This window comes from Streptomyces sp. PSU-S4-23, assembly GCF_055632315.1.
Genome location: NZ_JBVMUU010000002.1, coordinates 3530476 through 3553560, shown reverse-complemented (window position 1 = coordinate 3553560; position 23085 = coordinate 3530476). Strand labels below are relative to the sequence as shown.

At 71.6% G+C, this 23085-nt stretch carries 20 protein-coding genes, 1 tRNA gene and 1 pseudogene; 12 read left to right on the top strand and 10 right to left on the bottom strand.

The genetic code is table 11. The annotated features are described in order from the left end of the window. Positions 1-69 precede the first annotated feature (69 nt). From ACZ79I_RS16300 to ACZ79I_RS16280, 5 genes are all read left to right on the top strand, one after another. Positions 70-549: an FtsB family cell division protein gene (locus ACZ79I_RS16300; RefSeq protein ID WP_471498120.1), complete on the top strand. Its 480-nt coding sequence runs from the start codon at positions 70-72 to the stop codon at positions 547-549. 27 nt (positions 550-576) lie between these two features. After that, a complete protein-coding gene (locus ACZ79I_RS16295; protein WP_471498119.1) occupies positions 577-1200 on the top strand; it encodes a DUF501 domain-containing protein in 624 nt (207 codons plus the stop codon). Then, entirely contained in the window at positions 1197-2138 is a 942-nt protein-coding gene (locus ACZ79I_RS16290; RefSeq protein WP_471498117.1) for a Ppx/GppA phosphatase family protein, read from the top strand. Before ACZ79I_RS16295 ends, ACZ79I_RS16290 begins: the two co-directional genes overlap by 4 nt. 433 nt (positions 2139-2571) lie before the next feature. Next, positions 2572-3954 (top strand): NAD(P)/FAD-dependent oxidoreductase, encoded by a 1383-nt coding sequence (locus ACZ79I_RS16285; protein ID WP_471498116.1) that lies wholly within the window; start codon positions 2572-2574, stop codon positions 3952-3954. Positions 3955-4229: 275 nt separating this feature from the next. Then, positions 4230-5522, top strand: a complete 1293-nt coding sequence (locus ACZ79I_RS16280; RefSeq protein WP_471498115.1) for a class I SAM-dependent methyltransferase — start codon at positions 4230-4232, stop codon at positions 5520-5522. Between the two features lie 85 nt (positions 5523-5607). On the opposite strand, the gene ACZ79I_RS16275 is transcribed toward ACZ79I_RS16280, so the two are convergent. Both ACZ79I_RS16275 and ACZ79I_RS16270 read right to left on the bottom strand, forming a co-directional pair. Next, the gene (locus ACZ79I_RS16275; RefSeq protein WP_471498113.1) at positions 5608-8136 is read right to left on the bottom strand and encodes an ABC transporter permease; all 2529 of its coding nucleotides are present in this window, start codon (positions 8134-8136) and stop codon (positions 5608-5610) included. Positions 8137-8283: 147 nt separating this feature from the next. Beyond that, complete coding sequence (locus ACZ79I_RS16270) at positions 8284-9054, bottom strand: ABC transporter ATP-binding protein (RefSeq protein ID WP_471498112.1); 771 nt, start codon at positions 9052-9054, stop codon at positions 8284-8286. A gap of 439 nt (positions 9055-9493) precedes the next feature. Between ACZ79I_RS16270 and ACZ79I_RS16265 the strand changes: the two genes are divergently transcribed. Both ACZ79I_RS16265 and ACZ79I_RS16260 read left to right on the top strand, forming a co-directional pair. After that, a tRNA-Leu gene (locus ACZ79I_RS16265) sits at positions 9494-9576 on the top strand. A gap of 321 nt (positions 9577-9897) precedes the next feature. Next, complete coding sequence (locus ACZ79I_RS16260; RefSeq protein ID WP_471498110.1) at positions 9898-10143, top strand: hypothetical protein; 246 nt, start codon at positions 9898-9900, stop codon at positions 10141-10143. 261 nt (positions 10144-10404) lie between these two features. Here ACZ79I_RS16260 and ACZ79I_RS16255 read toward each other — a convergent pair. The 3 genes and pseudogenes from ACZ79I_RS16255 to ACZ79I_RS16245 all read right to left on the bottom strand — a co-directional run. Then, positions 10405-10695: pseudogene (locus ACZ79I_RS16255) on the bottom strand (PaaI family thioesterase); the annotation flags it as partial. Positions 10696-10866: 171 nt separating this feature from the next. After that, the gene (locus ACZ79I_RS16250) at positions 10867-11274 is read right to left on the bottom strand and encodes a four-helix bundle copper-binding protein (RefSeq protein WP_471498109.1); all 408 of its coding nucleotides are present in this window, start codon (positions 11272-11274) and stop codon (positions 10867-10869) included. Between the two features lie 139 nt (positions 11275-11413). After that, on the bottom strand, positions 11414-11887 hold the full coding sequence (locus tag ACZ79I_RS16245; RefSeq protein ID WP_381080030.1) for an Hsp20/alpha crystallin family protein: 474 nt from the start codon (positions 11885-11887) through the stop codon (positions 11414-11416). Between the two features lie 211 nt (positions 11888-12098). Between ACZ79I_RS16245 and pyrH the strand changes: the two genes are divergently transcribed. Further along, positions 12099-12797, top strand: a complete 699-nt coding sequence (gene pyrH, locus ACZ79I_RS16240; protein WP_471498107.1) for a UMP kinase — start codon at positions 12099-12101, stop codon at positions 12795-12797. 102 nt (positions 12798-12899) lie between these two features. Here pyrH and rtcA read toward each other — a convergent pair whose 3' ends face one another. Then, positions 12900-13946 (bottom strand): RNA 3'-terminal phosphate cyclase, encoded by a 1047-nt coding sequence (gene rtcA / locus ACZ79I_RS16235; RefSeq protein WP_471498106.1) that lies wholly within the window; start codon positions 13944-13946, stop codon positions 12900-12902. A 233-nt stretch (positions 13947-14179) separates the two neighbouring features. Between rtcA and ACZ79I_RS16230 the strand changes: the two genes are divergently transcribed. Together ACZ79I_RS16230 and ACZ79I_RS16225 are read left to right on the top strand one after the other, a co-directional pair. After that, positions 14180-15355: a 4-hydroxybenzoate 3-monooxygenase gene (locus tag ACZ79I_RS16230; RefSeq protein ID WP_471498104.1), complete on the top strand. Its 1176-nt coding sequence runs from the start codon at positions 14180-14182 to the stop codon at positions 15353-15355. A 284-nt stretch (positions 15356-15639) separates the two neighbouring features. Continuing rightward, positions 15640-16542: a Bax inhibitor-1/YccA family protein gene (locus tag ACZ79I_RS16225; RefSeq protein ID WP_471498103.1), complete on the top strand. Its 903-nt coding sequence runs from the start codon at positions 15640-15642 to the stop codon at positions 16540-16542. 102 nt (positions 16543-16644) lie between these two features. Here ACZ79I_RS16225 and ACZ79I_RS16220 read toward each other — a convergent pair whose 3' ends face one another. Continuing rightward, positions 16645-16872 carry a DUF4287 domain-containing protein gene (locus ACZ79I_RS16220; protein WP_381080040.1) on the bottom strand — a complete coding sequence of 76 codons (228 nt, stop codon included), beginning with the start codon at positions 16870-16872 and terminating at the stop codon, positions 16645-16647. A 101-nt stretch (positions 16873-16973) separates the two neighbouring features. Here ACZ79I_RS16220 and ACZ79I_RS16215 point away from each other — a divergent pair, with 101 nt between their 5' ends. Then, positions 16974-17285 carry a hypothetical protein gene (locus ACZ79I_RS16215; protein WP_471498101.1) on the top strand — a complete coding sequence of 104 codons (312 nt, stop codon included), beginning with the start codon at positions 16974-16976 and terminating at the stop codon, positions 17283-17285. A gap of 223 nt (positions 17286-17508) precedes the next feature. Here the strand turns inward: ACZ79I_RS16215 and ACZ79I_RS16210 are convergent, their stop codons facing one another. From ACZ79I_RS16210 to ACZ79I_RS16200, 3 genes are all read right to left on the bottom strand, one after another. Continuing rightward, entirely contained in the window at positions 17509-18330 is an 822-nt protein-coding gene (locus ACZ79I_RS16210) for a hypothetical protein (protein ID WP_471498100.1), read from the bottom strand. Between the two features lie 292 nt (positions 18331-18622). Then, positions 18623-19843: an acetyl-CoA C-acetyltransferase gene (locus ACZ79I_RS16205; RefSeq protein WP_471498099.1), complete on the bottom strand. Its 1221-nt coding sequence runs from the start codon at positions 19841-19843 to the stop codon at positions 18623-18625. Between the two features lie 256 nt (positions 19844-20099). Further along, the gene (locus ACZ79I_RS16200; protein WP_471498097.1) at positions 20100-21161 is read right to left on the bottom strand and encodes an SGNH/GDSL hydrolase family protein; all 1062 of its coding nucleotides are present in this window, start codon (positions 21159-21161) and stop codon (positions 20100-20102) included. A gap of 180 nt (positions 21162-21341) precedes the next feature. On the opposite strand from ACZ79I_RS16200, the gene ACZ79I_RS16195 reads away from it, so the two are divergent. Beyond that, complete coding sequence (locus ACZ79I_RS16195) at positions 21342-22733, top strand: cystathionine beta-synthase (protein ID WP_471498096.1); 1392 nt, start codon at positions 21342-21344, stop codon at positions 22731-22733. Positions 22734-23085: the final 352 nt, after the last annotated feature.

The following is a 23085-nucleotide window of genomic DNA, read 5'->3' as shown; positions in this document are numbered from 1 at the left end:
GTACGTCCCCGTACTCGGTCCCGTACCGTGTGCGGGGACGTACGCACGTGTGAAGGGGAGGCGGGAGAGATGGCCGTGAAGGACCGCGACCGGTTCTCCACAGCGACCAGGCTGAGGCTGCTCGGCGAGCAGACGGCGGCCCGGGTCTACCGCTCCCAGAGCAGACGGCAGGCCCGCCGCTCCCGGCTCACCGGCCGGGCCGCCCTGCTCGCACTCGTCCTGTGCTCGCTGATCGTGGCGCTCGCCTACCCGATGCGGCAGTACGTCTCCCAGCGCGCGGACATCGCCGACCTGGAGCGGCAGCAGGAGCAGGCCCGCCGGCGGGTCGAGCAACTGCGCGACCTCAAGGCCCGCTGGCAGGACGACGCGTACGCGAAGCAGCAGATCCGGCAGCGGCTGCACTATGTGATGCCGGGGGAGACCGGGTACGTCGTGATCGACCCGCACCCGGCCGAGCAGTCGCACACGGACCGGACGACGTCCCTGCGCCCCTGGTACGCCAACATCTGGTACGGCGTCGACAAGTCCGACGCGTCGTCCGGCAAGTGAACCGAGAAAGACAGCCTGAAAACAGCCATGGAAATCCCTCCGCCGCCCACCCCGCGCACCGAGCCCACGGACGCGGACGTCCAGTCCGTCACGCAGCAGCTCGGGCGCCCGCCGCGCGGGCTGCGCGCGATCGCGCACCGGTGCCCGTGCGGGCAGCCGGACGTCGTGGAGACGGCGCCGCGGCTCCCCGACGGGACACCGTTCCCGACGACGTACTACCTGACGTGCCCGCGCGCCGCCTCCGCCATCGGCACCCTGGAGGCGAACGGCGTCATGAAGGAGATGACGGACCGCCTGGCCACCGACCCGGAGCTGGCCGCCGCCTACCGGGCCGCGCACGAGGACTACATCGCCCGCCGGGACGCCGTGGAGGTCCTGGAGGGCTTTCCGAGCGCGGGCGGCATGCCGGACCGGGTGAAGTGCCTGCATGTGCTCGTGGCGCACTCCCTGGCCGCGGGACCGGGCGTCAACCCGCTCGGTGACGAGGCGATCGCGATGCTGCCCGAATGGTGGCGCAAGGGGCCGTGCGTGACGCCCGGGGAGCCGCCGTCCGGCGAGGAGTGGCAGGTGCAGGAGTCGGACTCCGGCTGGTTCGCGTTCAAGCCCCTCGCCGCCGCCGACGCGGCCGGTTCCGAGGAGGACGACCAGTGACCCGGGTCGCCGCCGTCGACTGCGGTACGAACTCCATCCGGCTGCTGGTCGCGGACGCGGACCCGGCGACCGGTCAACTCGCCGACCTGGACCGGCGGATGACCATCGTCCGGCTCGGCCAGGGGGTGGACCGCACCGGGCGGCTCGCGCCGGAGGCGCTCCAGCGGACCTTCGCCGCCTGCCGCGAGTACGCCGAGATCATCAAGAAGCACGGCGCGGAGCGGATCCGCTTCGTCGCCACCTCCGCCTCCCGGGACGCCGAGAACCGGGAGGAGTTCGTGCGTGGCGTCCTGGACATCCTCGGTGTCGAGCCCGAGGTCATCTCCGGCGACCAGGAGGCCGAGTTCTCCTTCACGGGCGCGACCAAGGAGCTGGCCGGCCGGCAGGACCTCGTGGGGCCCTTCCTCGTCGTGGACATCGGCGGCGGGTCCACGGAGTTCGTCGTCGGCGACGACCACGTGCGCGGGGCCCGGTCCGTCGACATCGGCTGCGTCCGCATGACCGAGCGCCACCTCGTGCGCGACGGGGCCGTGACCGACCCGCCCACCGAGGAGCAGATCGCGGCCATACGGTCCGACGTCGAGGCCGCGCTGGACCTGGCGGAGCGGTCGGTGCCGCTGCGCGAGGCGCACACACTGGTCGGGCTCGCGGGTTCGGTGACCACGGTCGCGGCGATCGCGCAGGACCTGCCGGAGTACGACTCGGCGAGGATCCACCACTCCCGCCTCTCCCACGACCGCGTGCGGGAGATCACCGAGTGGCTCCTGAGGTCCACGCACGCCGAGCGAGCGGCCGTCCCCTCCATGCATCCGGGACGCGTGGACGTCATCGGCGCGGGCGCCCTCGTCCTGCTCGCGGTCATGGAGCGGACCGGGGCCGCGGAGGTCGTGGTCAGCGAGCACGACATCCTGGACGGGATCGCCTGGTCCGTCGCGTAGCGGAGCGGGTTTTCTACTCGCCAGTAGCCTCTCCTGAGCAGGTCGGGTTACCGTATGAGCGCGCCCGAGGGGCCCTCGGGGTCTCCCCGGTGAGGCACCGGCGGAAAAGTTCGTGAACTTCTTCACAAGGAAATCGCCCCCGCTGGGCGGCGCCATGGGCCGAACGGCCCATCCCTCGGGCTCAGTGGGCCCTTGCGGGTGCTCAGGCGAGCGAGACCATGGGGTCGTACGGGTCCCGATCCGGGGCCCGTGTGGATCTTCCTCAGGGGTTCGGCGCAGCTCACGCGGCCTTGACCGGGGTCGGCTCGTACGCCTGTTCCCTTGTGGTGCCGTGGCCTGTCTTGCCGGGGTCGCGCACTATAACAGATAGCGCGCCAAAGCTTGTGAAGGGGCGCACGAGCCTCCCCCCGCAGACGGGTGGATACTCGATGCCATGAGCACCACGGAGCGTCCCAGGATCCTCGTAGTAGGCGGTGGGTACGTAGGTCTGTACGCAGCTCGACGCATTCTGAAGAAGATGCGCTACGGCGAGGCGACCGTCACCGTCGTCGACCCGCGCTCGTACATGACCTACCAGCCCTTCCTCCCCGAAGCCGCCGCCGGCAGCATCTCCCCCCGGCACGTCGTCGTCCCGCTGCGGCGCGTGCTGCCGAAGGCGGAGGTCCTCACCGGCCGGGTCACCAGCATCGACCAGGACCGCAAGGTCGCGCGCATCGTCCCGCTGGTCGGCGAGGCGTACGAGCTGCCCTTCGACTACCTCGTCATCGCGCTGGGCGCCGTCTCCCGCACCTTCCCGATCCCCGGGCTCGCCGAGCAGGGCATCGGCATGAAGGGCATCGAGGAGGCCATCGGCCTGCGCAACCACGTCCTCGAGCAGCTCGACAAGGCCGACTCCACGAACGACGAGGACGTCCGCCGCAAGGCGCTCACCTTCGTCTTCGTCGGCGGTGGCTTCGCCGGCGCGGAGACCATCGGCGAGGTCGAGGACATGGCCCGGGACGCGGCCAAGTACTACAAGAACGTGTCCCGCGACGACATGCGCTTCATCCTCGTCGACGCCGCCGACAAGATCCTTCCCGAGGTCGGCCCCAAGCTCGGCCAGTACGGCAGGGAGCACCTCGAGGGCCGCGGCGTCGAGGTCTACCTCTCCACGTCCATGGAGTCCTGCGTCGGCGGCCACGTGGTGCTCAAGAACGGCCTCGAGGTCGACTCCAACACGATCGTGTGGACCGCGGGCGTCAAGCCCAACCCGGCGCTGGCCCGCTTCGGCCTGCCGCTGGGACCGCGCGGCCACGTGGACACCGAGCCCACGCTCCAGGTCAAGGGCACGGACTACATCTGGGCCGCCGGCGACAACGCCCAGGTGCCGGACCTCATCGGCCGCAAGGCGGGCAACGAGAACGCCTGGTGCCCGCCCAACGCGCAGCACGCGCTGCGCCAGTCCAGGACCCTCGGCGACAACGTGGTGGCCGGCCTGCGGGGCTTCCCGCAGAAGGAGTACAGCCACGCCAACAAGGGCGCGGTCGCGGGCCTGGGCCTCCACAAGGGCGTCGCGATGATCGTCATGGGCAAGATGAGGATCAAGCTGCGCGGCCGCCTGGCGTGGTACATGCACCGCACCTACCACGGCCTTGCCATGCCGACGTGGAACCGGAAGATCCGGATCTTCGCGGAGTGGACGCTGGCCCTGTTCCTCAAGCGCGAGGTCGTCGCGCTCGGCGCGATCCACGCTCCGCGCGACGAGTTCTACGAGGCCGCCAAGCCGGCCCCGGTCCCGGTCGCGGCCAGGACCGAGGAGAAGGCCAAGGCTTCCTGACCTCCGGTCACCCCGCAGTCCCCGAAGGGGCCGCCCGCCATCCGTGGTGCGGGCGGCCCCTTCGGCGTACGGCGACGGGGCCGGACCGCCGGGCGGAGCCGGACCGCCGGGCGGAGCGGGTCGCCGGGCGGAGCGGGACCGGCCGGCGGAGCGGGGCCGGCCGGGCGGCCACCGGCATTTTGCACAGCCGTAACGCCGACGGGGGACTGCGATTTGGCCCCTCAGGTGTTTTCGTGGTGTTGGACATTCCGGGACCTGTCACGGAGGTGTGCACCATGGCTGATACCGCGCGGCGGCTGAAGGGCCTCGTCGAACAGTTGCTGGGAGCCCCGCTCCCGGTGCGCATCCGGGCCTGGGACGGTTCGGAGGCCGGCCCGCCGGGCGCACCCACCCTCCTCGTGCGCAACCGTCGTGCGCTGCGCCGCGTCCTGTGGAAGCCCGGCGAACTGGGCCTCGTCCGTGCGTGGGTCGCCGGGGACCTGGGCGTCGACGGCGATCTGTACACCGCCCTGGAGCTGATGGCCGGACTCGTCTGGGAGCGCGGGGACGACGCCCGCGGCCTCGTCGAGGCGCTCCGCGACCCGGACGTCCGCGCCGCCGTCCGCGGGCTGGCCAGGATGGCGGGCCCGCTGCCGCCGCCCCCGCCGCCCCCGGAGGAGGTCCGCCGGTTCCGCGGCAACCTCCACACCCGGCGCAGCGACAGGCAGGCCGTCAGCCACCACTACGACGTCGGCAACGACTTCTACGAGATCGTCCTGGGACCCTCCATGGTCTACTCGTGCGCCTATTGGGACACACCGGACGGCACCCTGGAGGACGCCCAGCGCGACAAGCTGGAACTGGTCTGCCGCAAGCTGGGCCTGAAGCGGGGGCAGCGGCTTCTCGACGTCGGCTGCGGCTGGGGCTCCCTGGCCGTGCACGCCGCCCGCGAGCACGGCGTCGGCGTCGTCGGCGTCACCCTCTCCCAGGAGCAGGCCGCGTACGCCCGCAAGCAGGTCGCCGACGAGGGGCTCACCGATCGCGTCGAGATCCGGGTGCAGGACTACCGGGACGTCGTGGACGGCCCCTTCGACGCCATCTCCTCCATCGGTATGGCCGAGCACGTGGGCGCCGAGCGGTACCTGGAGTACGCCCGCGGTCTGTACGCCCAGCTGAAGCCGGGCGGGCGGCTGCTCAACCACCAGATCGCCCGGCGGCCCCAGCGGGACGAATCGTCGTACTCCGTCGACGCCTTCATCGACGCGTACGTCTTCCCGGACGGCGAACTCGCCCCCCTCGGCACCACGGTCACCCAGCTGGAGCGCGCCGGGTTCGAGGTCCGCGACGTCGAGTCCCTGCGCGAGCACTACGGCCTCACCCTGCGCCGCTGGGTCGCCAACCTGGAGGCTCAGTGGGGGCGGGCGCAGCGGCTCACCAGTCCGGGCCGCGCCCGCGTCTGGCGCCTCTACATGGCCGCCTGCGCCCTGGCCTTCGAGCGCAACCGCATCGGCGTCAACCAGGTCCTCGCCGTGCGGACACCGGAGCCCGGCACGTCCGGGATGCCGTTGCGCGCCCGCACCTGGAACTGACCCCCGGCTTCCTGCCCGCACCGCCCCGCACCGCGATAGGGCCCCGTCCGGACGGTGAACGGACGGGGCCGGCCGGTCGTCGCCGCTACTCCGACTTGATCGCCGTGAGCATGTTCAGACGGGCCGCCCGCCGGGCCGGCCACAGGGCGGCCAGCACGCCGACCACCGCCGCCAGCAGGAGGAAGAGGGCCATCCGGCCCCAGGGCAGGACCAGTTCGTAGGTCGCCATCTTCGTGCCGAGCAGTTCACCGGCCGCCCAGCCGAAGAACACGCCCAGGCCGAGGCCGAGCACCCCGCCGAAGAGCGAGATGACCAGGGACTCCAGCCGGACCATGCGCTTGATCCCCCTGCGGTCGAGTCCGATCGCGCGGAGCATCCCGATCTCCTGCGAGCGCTCGAAGACCGACATGGCCAGGGTGTTGATGACGCCGAGGACGGCGACGATCACGGCCATGGCCAGCAGGCCGTAGAGCATGTTCAGCATCAGCGTGAAGACCTGCGCGATGCGGTCGGAGATGTCCTTCTTGTCCTGGACCAGGACGGCCGGGTTGTCGCCGAGCGCCTTCTCCAGCGTGCTCTTGGCCGACGCGGTGGCGCCGCCCGACGTCCTGACCATCACCTGCATGTCGGACGGGTCGCTCTGGTGCGGGGAGAGGGTGGCGAGGTCCAGCATGATGCCGCGCATCATCTCGGTCTTCCGGTAGACACCGGCCACCGTCAGCACCTGCTTCTTGCCGTCCTCGTACGAGACCGTGAACCGCGAGCCCACCGTCCAGTGGTGGGACCCGGCCGTGCCGTCGTCGACGACCACCCCGGTGCCGCCGACCTCGAAGGCGCCGTCCAGGACCGTGAGATCGGTCAGCTCGCCGATCGTGGCGCCGTTGACGCCAGTCAGGTACTCGGTCTCGCCGTCGATGCGCGAGGGCGCGTTGCGCAGCGGGCTGGTCACGGTGACGCCGTCGGTCGACTTCAGCGTCTTCTCGACGCCGGGTGAGAGCGTGTTGCCGTTCGCCATCGACACCACGTAGTCCGCCTTGAGCGCCGAGGCGGCCATCTTGTCGATCGCGGTCTGCAGGCTGCCCGCCATCACCGTCAGGCCGGTGATCAGGGTCAGGCCGATCATCAGGGCCGAGGCGGTGGCCGCGGTGCGGCGCGGGTTGCGCACCGCGTTCTGCCGGGCCAGCTTCCCCGAGACCCCGAAGGCGCGCAGGAGGGGCGCGGCGGCCGCGATCAGCGGGCGGGACAGCAGCGGCGTGAGGACGAAGACCCCGATCACGAGCAGCACCGCGCCGGCGCCCATCGGCATCTGGCCGGCGCTGCCGTCCAGCGTGGTGGCGTACAGAACGGTGGTGACGCCGGCCGCGGCGAGCAGGGCGCCGATCGTGTTCCTGACGACCAGGGACTTCGTGGACGCCTGCGCGTGGACACTGCTCATCGCGGCGACCGGCGGGATCTTCGCGGCGCGGCGGCCCGGCAGCCAGGCGGCCAGCATCGTGATCAGGATGCCCACGGCGAGGGCGGCCACGACCGTGCCCGGTGTGATCACGAGGGGACCGTCCGGAACGGTTCCGCCGAGCTTGCCCACCAGCGAACGCAGCCCCGCGCCGATGCCGACGCCCGCCACCAGACCGCTGACGGCCGCGACCGCTCCGACCACGGACGCCTCGACGAGCACGGACCGGGTGATCTGCCGTCGGGAGGCGCCGACCGCGCGCAGCAGCGCCAGCTCCTTGGTGCGCTGGGCGACCAGCATGGTGAAGGTGTTGGCGATGATGAACGTGCCGACGAACAGCGAGATCCCCGCGAAGACCAGCAGCCCGGTGCGCATACTGCTGGTCGCGGAGGCGATCTGCCGGGCCTGGTCGTCGGCGAGCTGCCGGCCGGTGGTGGTGGAGGCGACGTCCTTGGGGACGATCTCGTCCAGCGCGTTGCGCAGGGCGATCTGGCCGGTGCCGGGGGCGGCCTTCACGTCGATCTCGTCGTACGTCCCGCTCTTGTGGAACAGCCGTTGGGCGGTGGCCGTGTCGAACAGGGCGAGGCTGCCGCCGGCGGCGACGTTGCCGTCGTCGGTGGTGAAGATGCCGGTGATCCTCGGGGTCAGGACGGGCCCGTCGATGGAGAGGCGCACGGTGTCGCCGACCTCGTAGCCGGCGCGCTCGGCGGTCTCGGAGTCGATGAGGACCTCGTTCCGCCCCTGGGGGGCGTGCCCGCTCACGATCGGATACCGGGGGTCCCCGGCGCCCCAGTAGTTGCCGCCCTGGGACTGGAAGCCGCCGCCGATGAGCTTGCCGTCCTTGTCGGCGATGGCGGTGAAGCCGTTGACGACGCCGATGGCACTGCCGGCGCCCGGCGCCGCTGCGGCCCTGTCGAGGAGGGCCTGGGTCAGCTCGGGCTCCTTGCCGAGCGTGTCGCCGGTGTCCTTGCGGCCCTCCGGGCGGATGGCGACGTCGACCTGGTCGAAGCCCTTGGCGGAGCTCTTCTGGTAGGCGTCCGAGATGGTGTTGGTGAAGACCAGGGTGCCCGACACGAACGCCACGCCGAGCATCACGGCGAGGACGGTCATGAGCAGCCTGGCCTTGTGCGCGAGCACGGTGCGCAGGGCGGTTCGGAACATTTCTCTCTGTCCAGGGCTGGGTTGTGCGACGGGTGGGGGCGGGAGGCGGCACGGGACGGCCGATGGCCGCTCTCGGGGACCGGCCGGCCGGGAATCGTGGGCGAACTCCTGTGCGGGCCGGGCGGATTGCCCGGCCTGCCGCCGGTGTCAGCTGGTACGGCCCTTCGCGTCGAACCGCTTCATCCGGTCCAGCACCGCGTCGGCGCTCGGCTCGTACAGCTCGTCCACGATCCGGCCGTCCGCCAGGAAGATCACCCGGTCCGCGTAGGCCGCCGCGACCGGGTCATGGGTGACCATCACCACCGTCTGCCCCAGCTCCCTCACGGAGTTGCGCATAAAGCCCAGTACCTCCGCGCCGGACCGCGAGTCCAGGTTCCCGGTGGGCTCGTCGCCGAAGATGATGTCCGGCTTGGAGGCCAGCGCCCGCGCCACGGCGACGCGCTGCTGCTGGCCGCCGGACAGCTGGGAGGGGCGGTGGCTCAGCCGCCCCGACAGGCCGGTCATCTGGATCACGGTGTCCAGCCATGCCTTGTCCGGCTTGCGGCCCGCGATGTCCATGGGCAGCGTGATGTTCTCGATCGCGTTCAGCGTCGGCAGCAGGTTGAACGCCTGGAAGATGAAGCCGATCTTGTCCCGGCGCAGCTTGGTGAGCTGCTTGTCCTTGAGCTCCCCCAGCTCGACGTCGCCGATGCGCACGGAACCGGACGAGAAGGAGTCGAGGCCGGCGACACAGTGCATCAGCGTCGACTTGCCGGAGCCCGAGGGTCCCATGATGGCGGTGAACCGGGCCTGCTGGAAGTCGACGGTGACCCGGTCCAGGGCGACCACCTGGGTCTCGCCCTGACCGTAGACCTTGGACAGATCCGCGGCTCGGGCGGCCACCGAGGTGGTCCGGTCGGCGAGGGGGGTGCTGGTCACGGGGGGATGCTCCTGTCGGGACGACGACGGTCAAGGGGACGTGTCCCATCGTTCCGGCCGATCCGCCGCGTGGAGTCAGCCGTTGTTCCGGTTCCCGGGGCAGCCTCGGGTCGGACCGGCCCGGCCGGTTGTCATACCTGGGGATGACGGTGGCCCCTGAGGAGCCTGCCGGGACGCCGCCGGAACGCCCCCGGGGGGAAAGCGGTTGCTCACCGGGTGGGGAGCGGGCCGCGAGCCTTCGTTCAGGGCGGTGAAATTCCGTCATTCCGCATACACGGGCCGTGGTCGCCCGAAAGGCTATTGGCAAGTGCGGATGGCCCGCACCGGCTGCTGATGCTCCCTCAGACGTCAATAAAATAAGACAACATCGGCTCACCCGCCCGCTGTTGGGGCGATGCGTCCCGATAGGCTCGGAGCCTTGATGCGGAGCCCATGGCCTGCCCGGATGGTGGAATGCAGACACGGCGAGCTTAAACCTCGCTGCCCCTCGCGGGCGTACCGGTTCGAGTCCGGTTCCGGGCACATCGCACGACACGGCGCCTTACCCGTGGACACGGCGGGAAGGCGCTCTCTCCTTCCCCCGATCCTCCATGCGTCCCCGGGCCCGTGCCGTGGTGATCTCCGATGCGGCCGGGGCGTACATCGTCGGGAATGCCGCCTGCCCGGGGCTCGTCACGGGTGAGAGCGGAGGCCCGGCTCGGCCGGTGAGAGGGAGCCGATGGGGACAAATGGGGGATATCCTACTAACGGTCATATTGTATGTCGTGTCGGACCGATGGGCGTCGCCGATGTCTGAATAGCCTGCGAACAGATCCCGTTCCGGTTCGACAGAGGAGCACCATCGTGACCAAGATGACCCGCATCACCAGTGCGCTGGCAATCGCCGCCGCCGGCGTGATGCTCCTGAGCACCCCGGTCCTCGCGGAGGCAGGCGAAGTGCAGACCAGCGCCGACTCCGTACAGCTCGACGAGCAGGAGGTCGCCGACCCGGTGCAGTTCGACGAGGAGGAGGTCGCCGATCCGATGCAGTTCGACGAGGAGGACATCGCCGATCCGATGCAGTTCGACGAGGAGGAGATCGCCGACTGAAGGCGGCTTCCCGCCCCCGACAGCGCCGGCGGGGGGTATGGGCCGCTACAAGGCGGTCCGGGGTGAACGCAGGAACTCCTGCGCCACAGCCGGGGCTGAGCCCCTCGGTCACGCGTGCCGACGTCAGCATTGTGCACGCGTGCCGGGGGGCTGCCTGCTGTCGGGGTGAGTTCGGCTGCCGCGTGCGGGTACGGCTCGACCTGCTCGTCCGGGCTTCCACCGGCGGCCGGGAGACTCGGCGGCGCGGCAGCGGCTGTTCGCTCACGACAGGGGCCTGTTGACGCGGATCAGCGTCTGCTGGCCGTTGGCGACGAGCTTCCGCCGGCCGCCCTGGACGCCGAACACCTCCAACCGGCAGACGGTGAGGGTGCGTCCGGACTTCAGGACGGTTCCGATCGCCTCGATGTGGTCGCCGACGGCGGGTGCGAGAAGGTTGATCTTGTACTCGACGGTGAGGACATCGCTGTCCTCGGGAAACAGTGTGTAGGCCGCGTAGCCGCCGGCGCTGTCCGCGACGGCGCTGGTGGCACCGGCGTGGAAGTAGCCGTGCGAAACGGACCGGGGGCGGGTTGGTCAGCCGGCCGCACGCTCCACCAGCAGGAACCCACTGACGGCGATCATCATGGCACCGTGGGCGCGGGTCACCGGGGTGACCGCGCACGACGGCGGGTGACCGCGTCGAGGGGAGCGCGGTCACCCGGTCGGGGTCGTCGTGGTGTCCGGTCAGGCGCGCAGGGCCGCCAGGGCCTGACGGCAGGCGTCGGCGGCGTGCCGGGTGGTGTCCGCGCACAGGCGGCAGTGCTCATGGTGGGCGGAGTGGCGGCTGCACTCCTCGTGGCTGCGCTGGCAGGCGATCAGACACGCCTCCAACTGCGCGGCCAGCAGGGCACCATTGGGTCCCGTCGCCCGGGTCAGGATCCGCCGCGTGGCCAGCACCGAGTCGGCGCAGTCCAGGTCGAGGGCGACGGCCAGGGCCATCGACCCGCCGTCCTGGCTGGCGACCATGCCCGCCGCGCAGGCGGTGACCGCCTCCTCGCACGTGGCGAGGGCGTCGATGGTGGCGGCGAGGATCTCGTTGTTCAGGGGGGCCTTGGTGGCCAGGCTGTCGAGGAGTTCACGAGTCTGGAGCATGACTTCTCCAAGGGCGAGGTGCCTGTCTGGGGACGTTCTCGGTCTTCTCAGTCCTCTGGGTGCTCTGGGTGCTCTGGGTGCTCGGGATCTTCCGTCCGGCGCCCCGCCCCGCCCGCACGGCGGGAAGAGGCCGCGCCCCTCAGGACTGGGAGATCTCGATGTGCCGTGACGTGACCGTCTGGGCCTTGGGGATGGTGACGGTCAGTACCCCGTCCGTCAGCGTCGCCGTGATCTCTTCCGTCTTCACATCGGCGGGCAGCAACGCCCGGTACTCGAAGCGTCCGGTGCGCCGGGTGCTGCGGCGGAGGACGCCTTCACGCTCGCGTTCCTTGTACTCGCCGGTGATGCACAGTTCCCGCTCGCTGATCTCGACGTCGATGTCCTCGCGCTTGATCCCCGGCAGCTCCGCCTCGATCAGATAGGCGTCGTCCCGCTCCTGCAGGTCGGCCGCGGGCGACCAGGCCCCGGCGGAAGGCGCGACGCCTGCGGCCTCAAGGAAGCGGTTCATCCGCTCGAAGAGGTTCTCCACCTCGGCGGTGATCGGCTCGCCCCAGCTCAGCTCGGGAAACCACTCGAGGTGTTGGCCGGGCCGGTGATGTACGGGCAGTGTCATCGCGGTTCACCTCCGCGAAACGGCGGCAATCGGGTCATTTCCATGCTGCGCGCCTCCACCTGGCCTGGCGAATCGGGCAGGTGCCGTAGCGGGGCGGGTGAGGCGGCGGGCCTGCCCGCCGGTTGAGGTGCGCCGCCGCGGGAACCGCCCGAGCATGGTGGTGTCGAGCGGGAAGGGAGACCGGTGGGCTGTGGGCCGTTATGCGCGTGTCGTGGCCAAGATCAGCGGTGAGGCGTTCGCCGGCGCGTCCGGGGCGGGGACCGATCCGGCGCGTCCGGCGTGGCTCGCGGACGAGATCGCCGCGGTGCACGACCTCGGCACGCAGATCGCGGTGGTGGTCGGGGGAGGCAACTACGTCCGGGGACGGCAGGCCGAGAGCTGGGGCATCGGGCGGGCCGAGGCGGACGAGATCGGCATGCTCGGCACGGTGATGAACGCCCTGATGCTGCGGGGGGCCCTGACCTCACGGGGTGCGGCGGAGGTGCGGGTGATGACGGCCGTCGCGATGCAGGGCATCGCCGAGCCGTTCGTCCGGCTGCGCGCGGACCGGCACCTGAGGGCGGGCCGGATCGTACTGCTGGCCGGGGGCACCGGGCAGCCGTACGTCACCGCCGACTACGCGGCGGTGCAGCGGGCCCTGGAACTGTCGGCCGACGCGCTGCTGGTCGCCAAGCGCGGGGTCGACGGCGTGTACGACAGCGATCCGAGGACGCATCCGGGCGCCAAACGGTACGCACACCTCACCTACCGCGAGGCGATCGCGCGCAGGCTGACGGTGATGGACGCCACCGCGTTCGTACTGGCCGGGGAGCAGGGCCTGCTCATGCATGTCTTCGACGTCGCGGCGGCGGGTGCCATGGCGGCGATCTGCGAGGGGCGCGACCTCGGTACGCGCATCACCGCGGAGTGACACGACGTCCGGCGGGCGCCGTCGCGGGGAACGTCCCGCCCGCCCCCGCCCGTCCCCGCCCGTCCCCGCCCGCCCCCGGCCGTTCCCGCCCGTCCCCGGCCGTCACCCCGCCCGTCCGCCCCCGTCGACCACGAGGAGACCTCGCGTCAGCTCGGCGCGGGCCAGGCCGAACAGGTTCGTCAGCCACACCGCGGTGCGCACATGGTCGCCGACCGCGGCCGGCCGGATCCGGCTGCGGCCGCGGGCCAGCGCGGTGAAGGCGACGATCTGGTCGGCGGCGAAGCGGTCGAGCGCCGCTCCCGTGCGCAGGTCCTCCAGCAGGCGCCGCGCGGTGGCCGCCCCGATCGTCTCGGCCCGGCGCCCGGGCGCCCCGGCCCCGTCCGCCCCGAGCCGCCACCCGTCCGTCAGGTCTGCGAACAGGGCGAGCCCGGCGCCCGGCTGGAGGGCGGTGGTGTCGTCGCGCTCGTCGATGAGGGCGTGGTGGCCGGCCCGGGCCAGCACCTCGCGCGCGCCGTCCGCCATCCTCCGGGCCACGTGGCGTTCTCGCAGGTGGGAGGCGAGGGCGATGCCCCACACCGACCGCACCGGCCCCGGCGACTCCGCGTCCAGGGGCAGGAGCGGGCCGTGGCCGCGCACCGCGAGCCGCAGCACCCCGCCGCCCTTCGGCAGGTAGCCGGGCCGGACAGGCGTGATCTCGACCGCAAGCCCCATCCGGCCGAGCAGCGGGGCGAGCACATGCTGCAGATGGAACGCGGAGGGCGCGCGGTCCTGGAACAGCCCACCGGTGAGGTCGACGCCGACCGGCTCGGCGGCCGTGGCGAGGACGGGCAGCAGCGCGAGCGACAGCGCGGTGGCCGATCCCGCGGTCCCCACATCGAACGCGTAGTGCCCCCGCGGCGACCCGCCCCCCGGGCGGAAGACGACCTCCTGCGAGCCGAGCGTCGCGCCCTCGACCGTTCCGCCGACCAGGGTGCGGACGGCTTCGACCGCGCGGAGGTGCTGATGCCGCAGCCCTGGGGACGGACGGTGCGCCCGGACACGGCGCAGACGGACCGGGGTGCCCGTCACGGCCGCGTAGGCCACGGCCTGACGAACGATCATGCCCGATCCCGAGCAGGCGGCTCCGTCGATCTCCAGCAGAGCGTTCATGGGGTGGGCGTACTTCCTGCCGCCGTGTGAGGAGTCCGTCCCTCCATCCTCGCCCGCGCGCGCAAGGGATGCGCGGCGCGGGGAGGAGTGGGGGGAGGCGTTCGGTTCCCACCGTTGACAGCGCGCTGCCGTGGTCGGAGACTCACCCATTGTGAAAGAAATTTCACCTGGCGAACGCTCGAACCTTCACCTGTGAACGAACGGCATCGGATCAAGCGCGAAGGGGCGTCGGGATGCGTACCACCGTCGGCATCATCGGAGCAGGCCCGGCCGGACTGCTGCTGGCGCGGCTCCTGCGTAACGCCGGCATCGACTCGGTCGTGCTGGAGAGCCGTGACCGGGCTTACGTCGAGCGGCGTCAGCGGGCCGGGGTCCTGGAGCGGGGGGTGGCCGACGTACTGCGGGCCGCGGGGGCGGGCGAGCGCATGGACCGCGAGGGGCTGCGGCACGAGGGGATCGAGCTGCGCTTCGCGCGCCGCCGCCACCGCGTCGACTTCCCCGCGCTCACCGGCGGCGGCTCCGTGATGGTGTACGCCCAGACCGAGGTCTGCAAGGACCTCATCGCGCTCCAGCTCACGGAGGGCGGGCCGCTGCTCTTCGAGGCGGAGGCGCTCGCCGTCGAGGACGTGACCACGGACCGGCCCCGGATCCGATTCCGCCACCAGGGCGGCGAGGACGTCCTGGAGTGCGACTACGTCGTCGGGTGCGACGGCTTCTGGGGGGTGTCCCGCAAGGCCGTGCCCGCCGGCCTCTCCCGCACGTTCGAACGTACGTACCCCTTCGGCTGGCTCGGCATCCTCGCCGACGTCGCGCCCTCGCAGGACGAACTCGTCTACGCCCGCCACGAACGCGGCTTCGCCCTGCTGAGCATGCGCTCGCCGTCCGTCTCCCGCCTGTACCTCCAGGTGCCGGAGGGCACGGACGCACAGGAGTGGGCCGACGAGGAGATCTGGGACGAGCTGGAACGGCGCTGCGAAACCGCCGACGGCTGGACGCTCGCCCGGGGCCCCGTCACCGCCAAGTCCGTGACCCCGATGCGCAGTTACGTCCACGAACCGATGCGCCACGGACGGCTCTTCCTCGCCGGGGACGCCGCCCACATCGTGCCGCCCACCGGTGCCAAGGGGCTCAACCTCGCCGTCGGCGACGTCGTCACCTTCGCCCGGGCGTTGACGCACCAGCGGCGGACGGGCTCCGCCGAACTCCTCGACGCGTACTCGGGGACCTGTCTGCGCCGGGTCTGGCAGGCCGAACGGTTCTCGTACGAGATGACGACGCTGCTGCACCGCGCCCCCGACGCCACGCCGTTCGACGACCGCATCCAACTGGCCCGGCTGGAGCGGCTGACCACCTCGCGTGCCGCCGAGACCGACCTGGCCGACGGCTACACGGGCTTCCCTCTGGAGTGAACCGTCGGGGTGAGCCGTCGGAGTGAGTCCTCGGGGTGAGCCGTCGGAGTGAGTCCTCGGGGTGGGCCGTCGGAGTGAGGGGACGCGTCCGCGGATCAGTGGCCGGTCTCGACTGCGTCCCAGGTTGGTCATGGACGGGCTGGTCCCTCGCCGGGAATCAGCGGGCCGCGTAGCGTGTTGCGCGCAAGGACGAGGGAAAGATCCTCCCCAAGCAGTAGGGTCAATCCTTTGCCTACCTATTACTCTTGAGCCAAGGCCACGCAGGGTGGCCATGGAGGAGTGAAATGAGGAGCAGCAACCCGGTCTTCTCGCGACGGGGGTTCAGCCGCGACAACGGCTACGCGGGCTTCAACACCGCGCCGCAGGCCGGGGGAGCCGCCGTCGGCACGCAGGGCAACCCGTACGCGCAGAACCCGTACGCGGGCGGTAACCCCTACGCGCAGAACCCTTACGCCCAGAACCCGTACGGCCAGCAGGCCCAGTACGGAGCCCCGCCGCAGGCCCCGGCCACCACCGGCCGGATGACGATGGACGACGTCGTCATGCGTTCGGCGATGACGCTCGGCACGGTCGCCGTCGGCGCGATCCTCGCCTGGGCGCTGCTGCCGGTCTCGTCCACCAGCTACGGCCTCGCGATCGGCTCCGCGCTCATCGCGTTCGTCCTGGCGATGGTGCAGTCCTTCAAGCGCACCGCCTCGCCCGCGCTGATCCTCGGGTACGCCGCCTTCGAGGGCGTCTTCCTCGGCGTGATCAGCGAGATGTACAACGCGCAGTGGAGCGGCGCGCCCTTCCAGGCCGTGCTCGGAACCATGGCGGTCTCCGGCGCGACCCTGCTCGTCTACAAGGCGGGCTGGATCCGGGTGACCGCGCGGTACGCGCGGGTCGGCATGGCCATCGCCATCGCCTTCGTCCTGGTCATGGCGGTCAACCTGCTGCTGGTCGCCTTCGGCGTCGCACCCGACGGCGGGCTGCGCAGCATGGGTCCGCTGGGCGTGATCGTCGGCGTCATCGCGATCCTGCTGGGCGCGTTCTTCCTGACCCTCGACTTCAAGCAGATCGAGGACGGCATCGCCTACGGCGCGCCGCGCGAGGAGGCATGGCTGGCCGCGTTCGGCCTGACCCTGACGCTCGTGTGGATCTACGTCGAGATGCTGCGGCTGGTCGCCATCTTCAGCAGCAACGACTGACCGCCGGTCCCCGGCAGGGGAAGGGCCCGCGCACCCCGCCGGGGTTCGCGGGCCCTTCGCCGTGCGGATGCTCGGTGGCGAACGGGATGCGGTGATGCGCGCTCAGAGCAGTTTGCGCGCGGCCCTCCTCAGGTCGTACTCGTGAATGATCGCCTTGGCGTGGCCGTACGCGAGATTGTGCTCGTGCCGGAGCCAGCTGACCTTCTCCTCGAAGCAGAGAGCGGGGCCTTCGTCGACGGTGCGCAGCCAGTCGGAGACTTCACGACCGGTGCAGTGAGGGATGCGGGCGAGCAGATTGCGATGGGTCTCCTGGGAGAAGACTTGGGACATCGGCGCCTCCGGACGCACTCGATGAAGCCGGTCCTTCAGGTCACGGTGCCTGAGCGTTCGCCCGTTGGCAACAGTCCCGGTGCGACGCGTAGTCTCGCGGCGTGCTTGATACGACGCCTTTGACCCGGGCCGTGGATCACTTCGCCGACCGGTTGCGGGCCGCTCCGCAGAGCCGCCTCCAGCGGGGCGCGGCGGCCGAGGCACTCGCACTGGCCAGGGAGTTGGCACGGCGGGCCCAGCTCCTTGAGGACCCCTCGGCGCAGCCCCGGGAGATGCCCGACGCGGGCATGTTCGCGGCCGCCGACCAGATCACGGTCGCCGGGCACGATCTGGCGCTCGTCCTGGAGGGCGAGGCGGATGTCGCGGCGGCTGTGGCGCTCGTGCACGAAGCACAGAAACGCGCCGGGGTCTGACGCGCGGGCGCCGGCGCGTGAGGGACCGGCGCCGCGGGCGGTCCGCGCCGTCCTGTTCGCGCCGTCTCGTGCGCCCCGCCCCGTCTCGTTCATGCTGTCTTGTCGGCGTGGTCTGACGGCGTGGTCTGATGACGTGGTCTGATGACGGGGTCTGACGACGCGGTCTGACGACGGGGTCTGCCGGCGCCCCGTCGTGGGCGCAGCCACACCCGCCGCGGCAGGGCTACAGGGACGCGATGACGCGGTCCGCGAGGACGTAGACGGTCTCCTCGCCGCACGCGAACGTCAGCGCGTAGGCGCCCGAGAGGGCGGAACCGCCGAGCAGGACCGGGCAGCGGCCGGTGCTCAGGGCCGCGGCCAGCCGCTCCGCGGTCTCGCGGTGGCCGGGGGTCATGCACAGCGTCGTACCGTCCGCGAAGACGTAGACGTCCAGGGTGCCGAGCGGACCGGGGCGGATGTCGGCGAGTTCGGTGCGGGCCTCGGCCAGCTCCTCCAGGCAGGCGATCGTGCGCTCGTGGTCGTTCACGACGGGCGAGGGGGCCGGTACGAAGTCGGGGTGCGAGGGGTGGCGGCGGCGGGCGGCGGCCAGCTCCGGGGAGTCTCCCGCCAGGGCTCCGTCCTGGGTGGTGCCCCCGGCGAACTCGCTCTCGTCGGCTGCCGGCTCGGCCACCGGCTCCAGGCTGTCGTGCTCCAGGCCCGCGAAGTCCGACTGGCGGGGCAGGTACAGCTCCCCGTCGGGCAGGCCGAGCACGGTGGGGGCGGCGTCGGCGATGTCACGTGCCTCCTGGGCGGCCCAGAAGGCACGTGCCTCGGCCAGCTCGCGCTCCCGCTCCTCGGCGAGCGCCTCGGCCACGGCCGCGCGTATCTCCTCCGTGTCGGCGGTGGAGCGGGCGGCCGGTACCAGCCCGCGGGCGTGCCCGGCGCCCCTCTCCAGGAGCTCGGTGCGCAGGGCCGTGACCTGCCTGCGCAGCGCCCGCACGCTGCGCAGGACGGCGACGCCCACGCCCGCGGTGGCGGCCGTGGTGAGCAGCAGAGCAATCGGCATGACGCTCACTGACGTACTCCCGGTTCAAAGTAGACCCCCGACTTCCTACAACAGCTTGAAGGGCGGACTATCCAGCTGTCAGTGCGTAACGTCACGAAACGGACAGCCGGGTGGCCCTGGGGTTCCTCTGTGGAGGGGCTCTGACCTGCGTGAATCCCTCTCCGAGGGAGATAGGTCACATCCTGGGTGAGATTGGATCACAAAACGGCCCGGAGCCCCGAGGGAACGGGCTCCGGGCCGGTGCCGGGGCCCCGCGCGAGCCGTCGCGAGGTCCCGGACGTGCGAGCCGGTGTCAGCTGAGGCGCTCGATGATCATCGCCATGCCCTGGCCGCCGCCGACGCACATCGTCTCCAGGCCGAACTGCTTGTCGTGCCACTGGAGGGAGTTGATCAGCGTGCCGGTGATCCGGGCGCCGGTCATGCCGAAGGGGTGGCCGATGGCGATGGCGCCGCCGTTGACGTTCAGCTTGTCCAGCGGGATGTCCAGGTCGCGGTAGGAGGGGATCACCTGGGCGGCGAACGCCTCGTTGATCTCGACGAGGTCGATGTCGCCGATGGTGAGGCCGGCCCGCTGGAGGGCCTGCTTGCTCGCCTCGACCGGTCCGTAGCCCATGATCTCCGGGGACAGTCCGGACACGCCGGTGGACACGATCCGGGCCAGCGGCGTGAGCCCCAGCTCACGCGCCTTGGTGTCGCTCATGATGACGAGCGCCGCGGCACCGTCGTTGAGCGGGCAGCAGTTGCCGGCCGTGACGCGGCCGTCGGGGCGGAAGACGGGCTTCAGCCCGGCCACGGCCTCCATGGTGACGCCGGCGCGCGGTCCGTCGTCCTTGCTGACGACCGTTCCGTCCGGGAGGGTCACCGGGGTGATCTCGCGCTCCCAGAAGCCCTTGGCGATGGCCTGCTCGGCGAGGTTCTGCGAGCGGACCCCGAACTCGTCCATCTCCTCGCGGGTGACGCCCTTGAGGCGGGCCAGGTTCTCGGCGGTCTGACCCATCGCGATGTACGGGTCGGGGACGAGGCCGTCCTCGCGGGGGTCGTGCCAGTCGGCGCCCTCGGACTCGGCGACGGCGGCGGTACGGGCCTCGGCCTCCGCGAAGAGGGGGTTGTGGGTGTCCGGGAGGCCGTCGGAGGTGCCCTTGACGCTGCGGCTGACCATCTCGACGCCCGCGGAGATGAAGACGTCGCCCTCGCCGGCCTTGATGGCGTGCAGGGCCATGCGGGAGGTCTGCAGGGAGGAGGAGCAGTAGCGGGTGACCGTGCAGCCCGGCAGGTGGTCCATCCCCATCTGCACGGCGACGATGCGGCCGAGGTTGTGGCCCTGCTCGCCGCCGGGGAGGCCGCAGCCCAGCATCAGGTCGTCGATGTCCTTCGGGTCCAGCGCGGGGACCTTGGCCAGGGCGGCCTGGATGATCGTGGCGGTGAGGTCGTCCGGACGGAGGTCCTTCAGAGAGCCCTTGAAGGCGCGGCCGATGGGGGAACGGGCGGTCGAGACGATGACGGCTTCGGGCATCACGGCTCCAGTGCACGAGGGAGGCAGGGCTGTGAGGGAAGTTACCCGTACGTACCGTGGAGGTCACGAGCGTGGCGGTGTGACTCGGACCGCACTTTTCTAAGCGCTTGCTTTTTTCTCGGGCCGGACTCGTCGGCGCCCGGGGGGCCACGCACCGGCTCGCAGCGGCCCGCATCGCCCCCCATCGCCCCACCGGCCCGGACGGTGCCGCCCGGACACTGCCGCCCGGACGGTGCCGCCGTTCGGGCGGCACCGGTCAGGCCGTGGACTCCGTGGCCGGCGCCGGTTCCGCGTCCGGCGTGGGCAGACGGCGGCGGCGCCGGCGCTTGAGGAGCGCCCAGGGTCCCCGCGGACCCGTCGGCACGGCGGCCGTGACCTCCGTGCCCGCCTCCGACGCGGCCTCGGCCGCGGCGCGGGCCACCGGGAGGAAGCCCTCGCGGCGGGACACGTCCGGGCGCTCCTCTTCCGCCGGCCACAGGCCCAGGGCCGCACAGACCGTCGGCAGCACCGCCATCGCCGCGGTGGCGTACCCCTCCGCGGAGGGGTGGTAGTTGTCCGGGCCGAAGAGTTCGCGCGGGTTCGCCGCGAACTCCGGGCCCAGCAGATCGCCCAGCGACACCGTGCGGCCGCCCTGCTCGACGACCCCGATGGTCTGGGCCGCGGCCAGCTGGCGGGATGCCCGGCGGGCCAGCCAGCGCAGCGGCTGCTGGACCGGTTCGATCGTGCCCAGGTCGGGGCAGGTGCCGACCACCACCTCCGCGCCCGCCGTGCGCAGGCGCCGTACCGCCGCGGACAGGTGGCGCACCGAGCGCGTCGGCGGCATGCGGTGCGTCACGTCGTTCGCACCGATCATGATCACGCAGATGTCGGGGATCCGGCCGTGGTCCTCCAGGGCGAGGCTCACCTGGCGGTCCAGGTCGTCGGACTGCGCTCCCGCGAGCGCCACGACACGCAACTCCACCGGGTGCTCCGCCACCGCCGCCAGACCCGACGCCAGCAGCGCGCCCGGCGTCTGGCGGTAACGGCGCACGCCCTGTCCCACGGCGGTGGAGTCGCCGAGCATGGTCAGCCGGAGCGGCGGTCCGTCGGGGGCGGTGTGCCCTGTTCCGGCAGCGTGCGAGCGGTCGGGCCCCCCGTACAGGCCCTCCGGGCTCGGCGGGTGGGGGCTGTCCCCGTTGCCCACATGGCGCTTGGCCATCTGCACCTCGGCCAGCAGGAGACCGGCGGCGGCCGCGCCGACCAGGCCGATACCCCCGCCGCCGTACGCCGCGCCCGCCGCGATGCGCCGGGCCACCCTCGCCCTCGACAAGCTCGACATGCGTCGCCGCCACCTCCTCGTAGCCCTTCACCCACTGCTTGCCCCGTACACACCGTCGCCCAACCGCAACGGGACGTGAACGCCCGGGACGGCCCGCGTTCGCGGACCGCCCCGGGCGCGGAAGCCCTTACGCTGGCGGAATCATCACGACCACACCTTTTGCAGCAACCGGAGACAACGGTGCGATTCCACGACTCGATGATCGACCTGGTCGGCAACACCCCGCTGGTCAGGCTCAACCGCGTGACCGCCGGCATCCAGGCGACCGTCCTCGCGAAGGTCGAGTACTTCAACCCCGGCGGTTCCGTGAAGGACCGCATCGCCCTGCGCATGATCGAGGCGGCCGAGCAGAGCGGCGAGCTGAAGCCGGGAGGCACGATCGTCGAGCCGACCAGCGGGAACACGGGCGTGGGGCTCGCGATCGTGGCCCAGGAGAAGGGCTACAAGTGCATCTTCGTCTGCCCCGACAAGGTCTCCACCGACAAGATCAACGTGCTGCGCGCGTACGGCGCCGAAGTGGTCGTGTGCCCGACGGCGGTGGCCCCCGAACACCCGGACTCCTACTACAACGTCTCCGACCGGCTGGTCCGTGAGACTCCCGGCGCCTGGAAGCCGGACCAGTACTCCAACCCCAACAATCCCCTTTCGCACTATCACTCGACCGGCCCCGAGCTGTGGGAGCAGACGGAGGGGAGGATCACCCACTTCGTCGCCGGCGTCGGCACCGGAGGGACCATCTCCGGCACCGGGCGCTATCTGAAGGAGGTCAGCGACGGACGCGTGAAGGTCATCGGCGCGGACCCCGAGGGCTCCGTGTACTCCGGCGGTTCCGGGCGGCCCTATCTCGTCGAGGGCGTCGGTGAGGACTTCTGGCCGGAGGCGTACGACCGGAGCATCCCCGACGAGGTCGTCGCCGTGTCCGACAAGGACTCCTTCCAGATGACCCGGCGGCTGGCGAGGGAGGAGGGCCTGCTGGTCGGCGGCTCCTGCGGCATGGCGGTGGTGGCGGCGCTGCGGGTCGCGGAGCGGCTCGGGCCGGACGACGTCGTGGTGGTGCTGCTGCCGGACAGCGGGCGCGGCTACCTCAGCAAGATCTTCAACGACGAGTGGATGGCCGACTACGGCTTCCTGGAGGACACCGGCCCCAGCGCCCGGGTTGCGGACGTGCTCGACGACAAGGCCGGCGGCTCCATCCCCTCGCTCGTCCATATGCACCCCGACGAGACCGTGGGGCAGGCCATCGACGTGCTGCGCGAGTACGGCGTCTCGCAGATGCCGATCGTCAAGCCGGGCGCGGGCCACCCGGACGTGATGGCCGCCGAGGTCGTGGGGTCCGTCGTGGAGCGCGAACTGCTGGACGCGCTGTTCACCAAGCGGGCCTCGCTCGACGACCCGCTGGAGAAGCACATGTCCGCGCCGCTGCCGCAGGTCGGCTCGGGCGAGCCGCTCGCGGACCTGATGTCGGTGCTCGGCACGGCCGACGCGGCGATCGTCCTGGTCGAGGGCAAGCCGACCGGGGTGATCAGCAGGCAGGACCTCCTGGCCTTCCTGGCCAAGGGCGGGAAGCAGTAGCGAACGTCCGGTGAACCGGCCGTGTCGGCGGGGAACTTCCGGTGACCGGCGGGGGCGGGGCTTCGCGGAAGTGGTACGAGCGCGTCACGTCCACGCAGCACCCGCTTAACACGGGTCCGGCACATTGGTGGGTGTCGGCAAGGCGGGGGAGATACCTCCCAGGCGTTGAGCACGGGGAGAGGTTCCCCGCCCGGGCCGGCAACCGAAACGGCGCCAAGGACCTCCGGAGCGGCTCCCGGACCTCCATGGACGCCACGGACGCGCAAGCCCGGCCCTGACCCGGCCCGCGTCCCTCGCGGGGACCGCCGTCGTCCCGCCCCCCAGCAATGGGGGTGCGGCGGTCCCCGCGCAT

Bases quoted from the DNA above. Each gene is read 5' to 3' on its own strand.
- ACZ79I_RS16280 (WP_471498115.1), top strand. From the start codon at position 4,230: ATGGCTGATACCGCGCGGCGGCTGAAGGGCCTCGTCGAACAGTTGCTG.
- ACZ79I_RS16225 (WP_471498103.1), top strand. From the start codon at position 15,640: ATGAGGAGCAGCAACCCGGTCTTCTCGCGACGGGGGTTCAGCCGCGAC.
- ACZ79I_RS16230 (WP_471498104.1), top strand. From the start codon at position 14,180: ATGCGTACCACCGTCGGCATCATCGGAGCAGGCCCGGCCGGACTGCTG.
- ACZ79I_RS16205 (WP_471498099.1), bottom strand. From the start codon at position 19,843: ATGCCCGAAGCCGTCATCGTCTCGACCGCCCGTTCCCCCATCGGCCGC.
- rtcA (WP_471498106.1), bottom strand. From the start codon at position 13,946: ATGAACGCTCTGCTGGAGATCGACGGAGCCGCCTGCTCGGGATCGGGC.
- ACZ79I_RS16250 (WP_471498109.1), bottom strand. From the start codon at position 11,274: ATGCTCCAGACTCGTGAACTCCTCGACAGCCTGGCCACCAAGGCCCCC.
- ACZ79I_RS16200 (WP_471498097.1), bottom strand. From the start codon at position 21,161: ATGTCGAGCTTGTCGAGGGCGAGGGTGGCCCGGCGCATCGCGGCGGGC.
- ACZ79I_RS16275 (WP_471498113.1), bottom strand. From the start codon at position 8,136: ATGTTCCGAACCGCCCTGCGCACCGTGCTCGCGCACAAGGCCAGGCTG.
- ACZ79I_RS16245 (WP_381080030.1), bottom strand. From the start codon at position 11,887: ATGACACTGCCCGTACATCACCGGCCCGGCCAACACCTCGAGTGGTTT.
- ACZ79I_RS16210 (WP_471498100.1), bottom strand. From the start codon at position 18,330: ATGCCGATTGCTCTGCTGCTCACCACGGCCGCCACCGCGGGCGTGGGC.
- ACZ79I_RS16295 (WP_471498119.1), top strand. From the start codon at position 577: ATGGAAATCCCTCCGCCGCCCACCCCGCGCACCGAGCCCACGGACGCG.
- ACZ79I_RS16300 (WP_471498120.1), top strand. From the start codon at position 70: ATGGCCGTGAAGGACCGCGACCGGTTCTCCACAGCGACCAGGCTGAGG.
- ACZ79I_RS16285 (WP_471498116.1), top strand. From the start codon at position 2,572: ATGAGCACCACGGAGCGTCCCAGGATCCTCGTAGTAGGCGGTGGGTAC.
- ACZ79I_RS16220 (WP_381080040.1), bottom strand. From the start codon at position 16,872: ATGTCCCAAGTCTTCTCCCAGGAGACCCATCGCAATCTGCTCGCCCGC.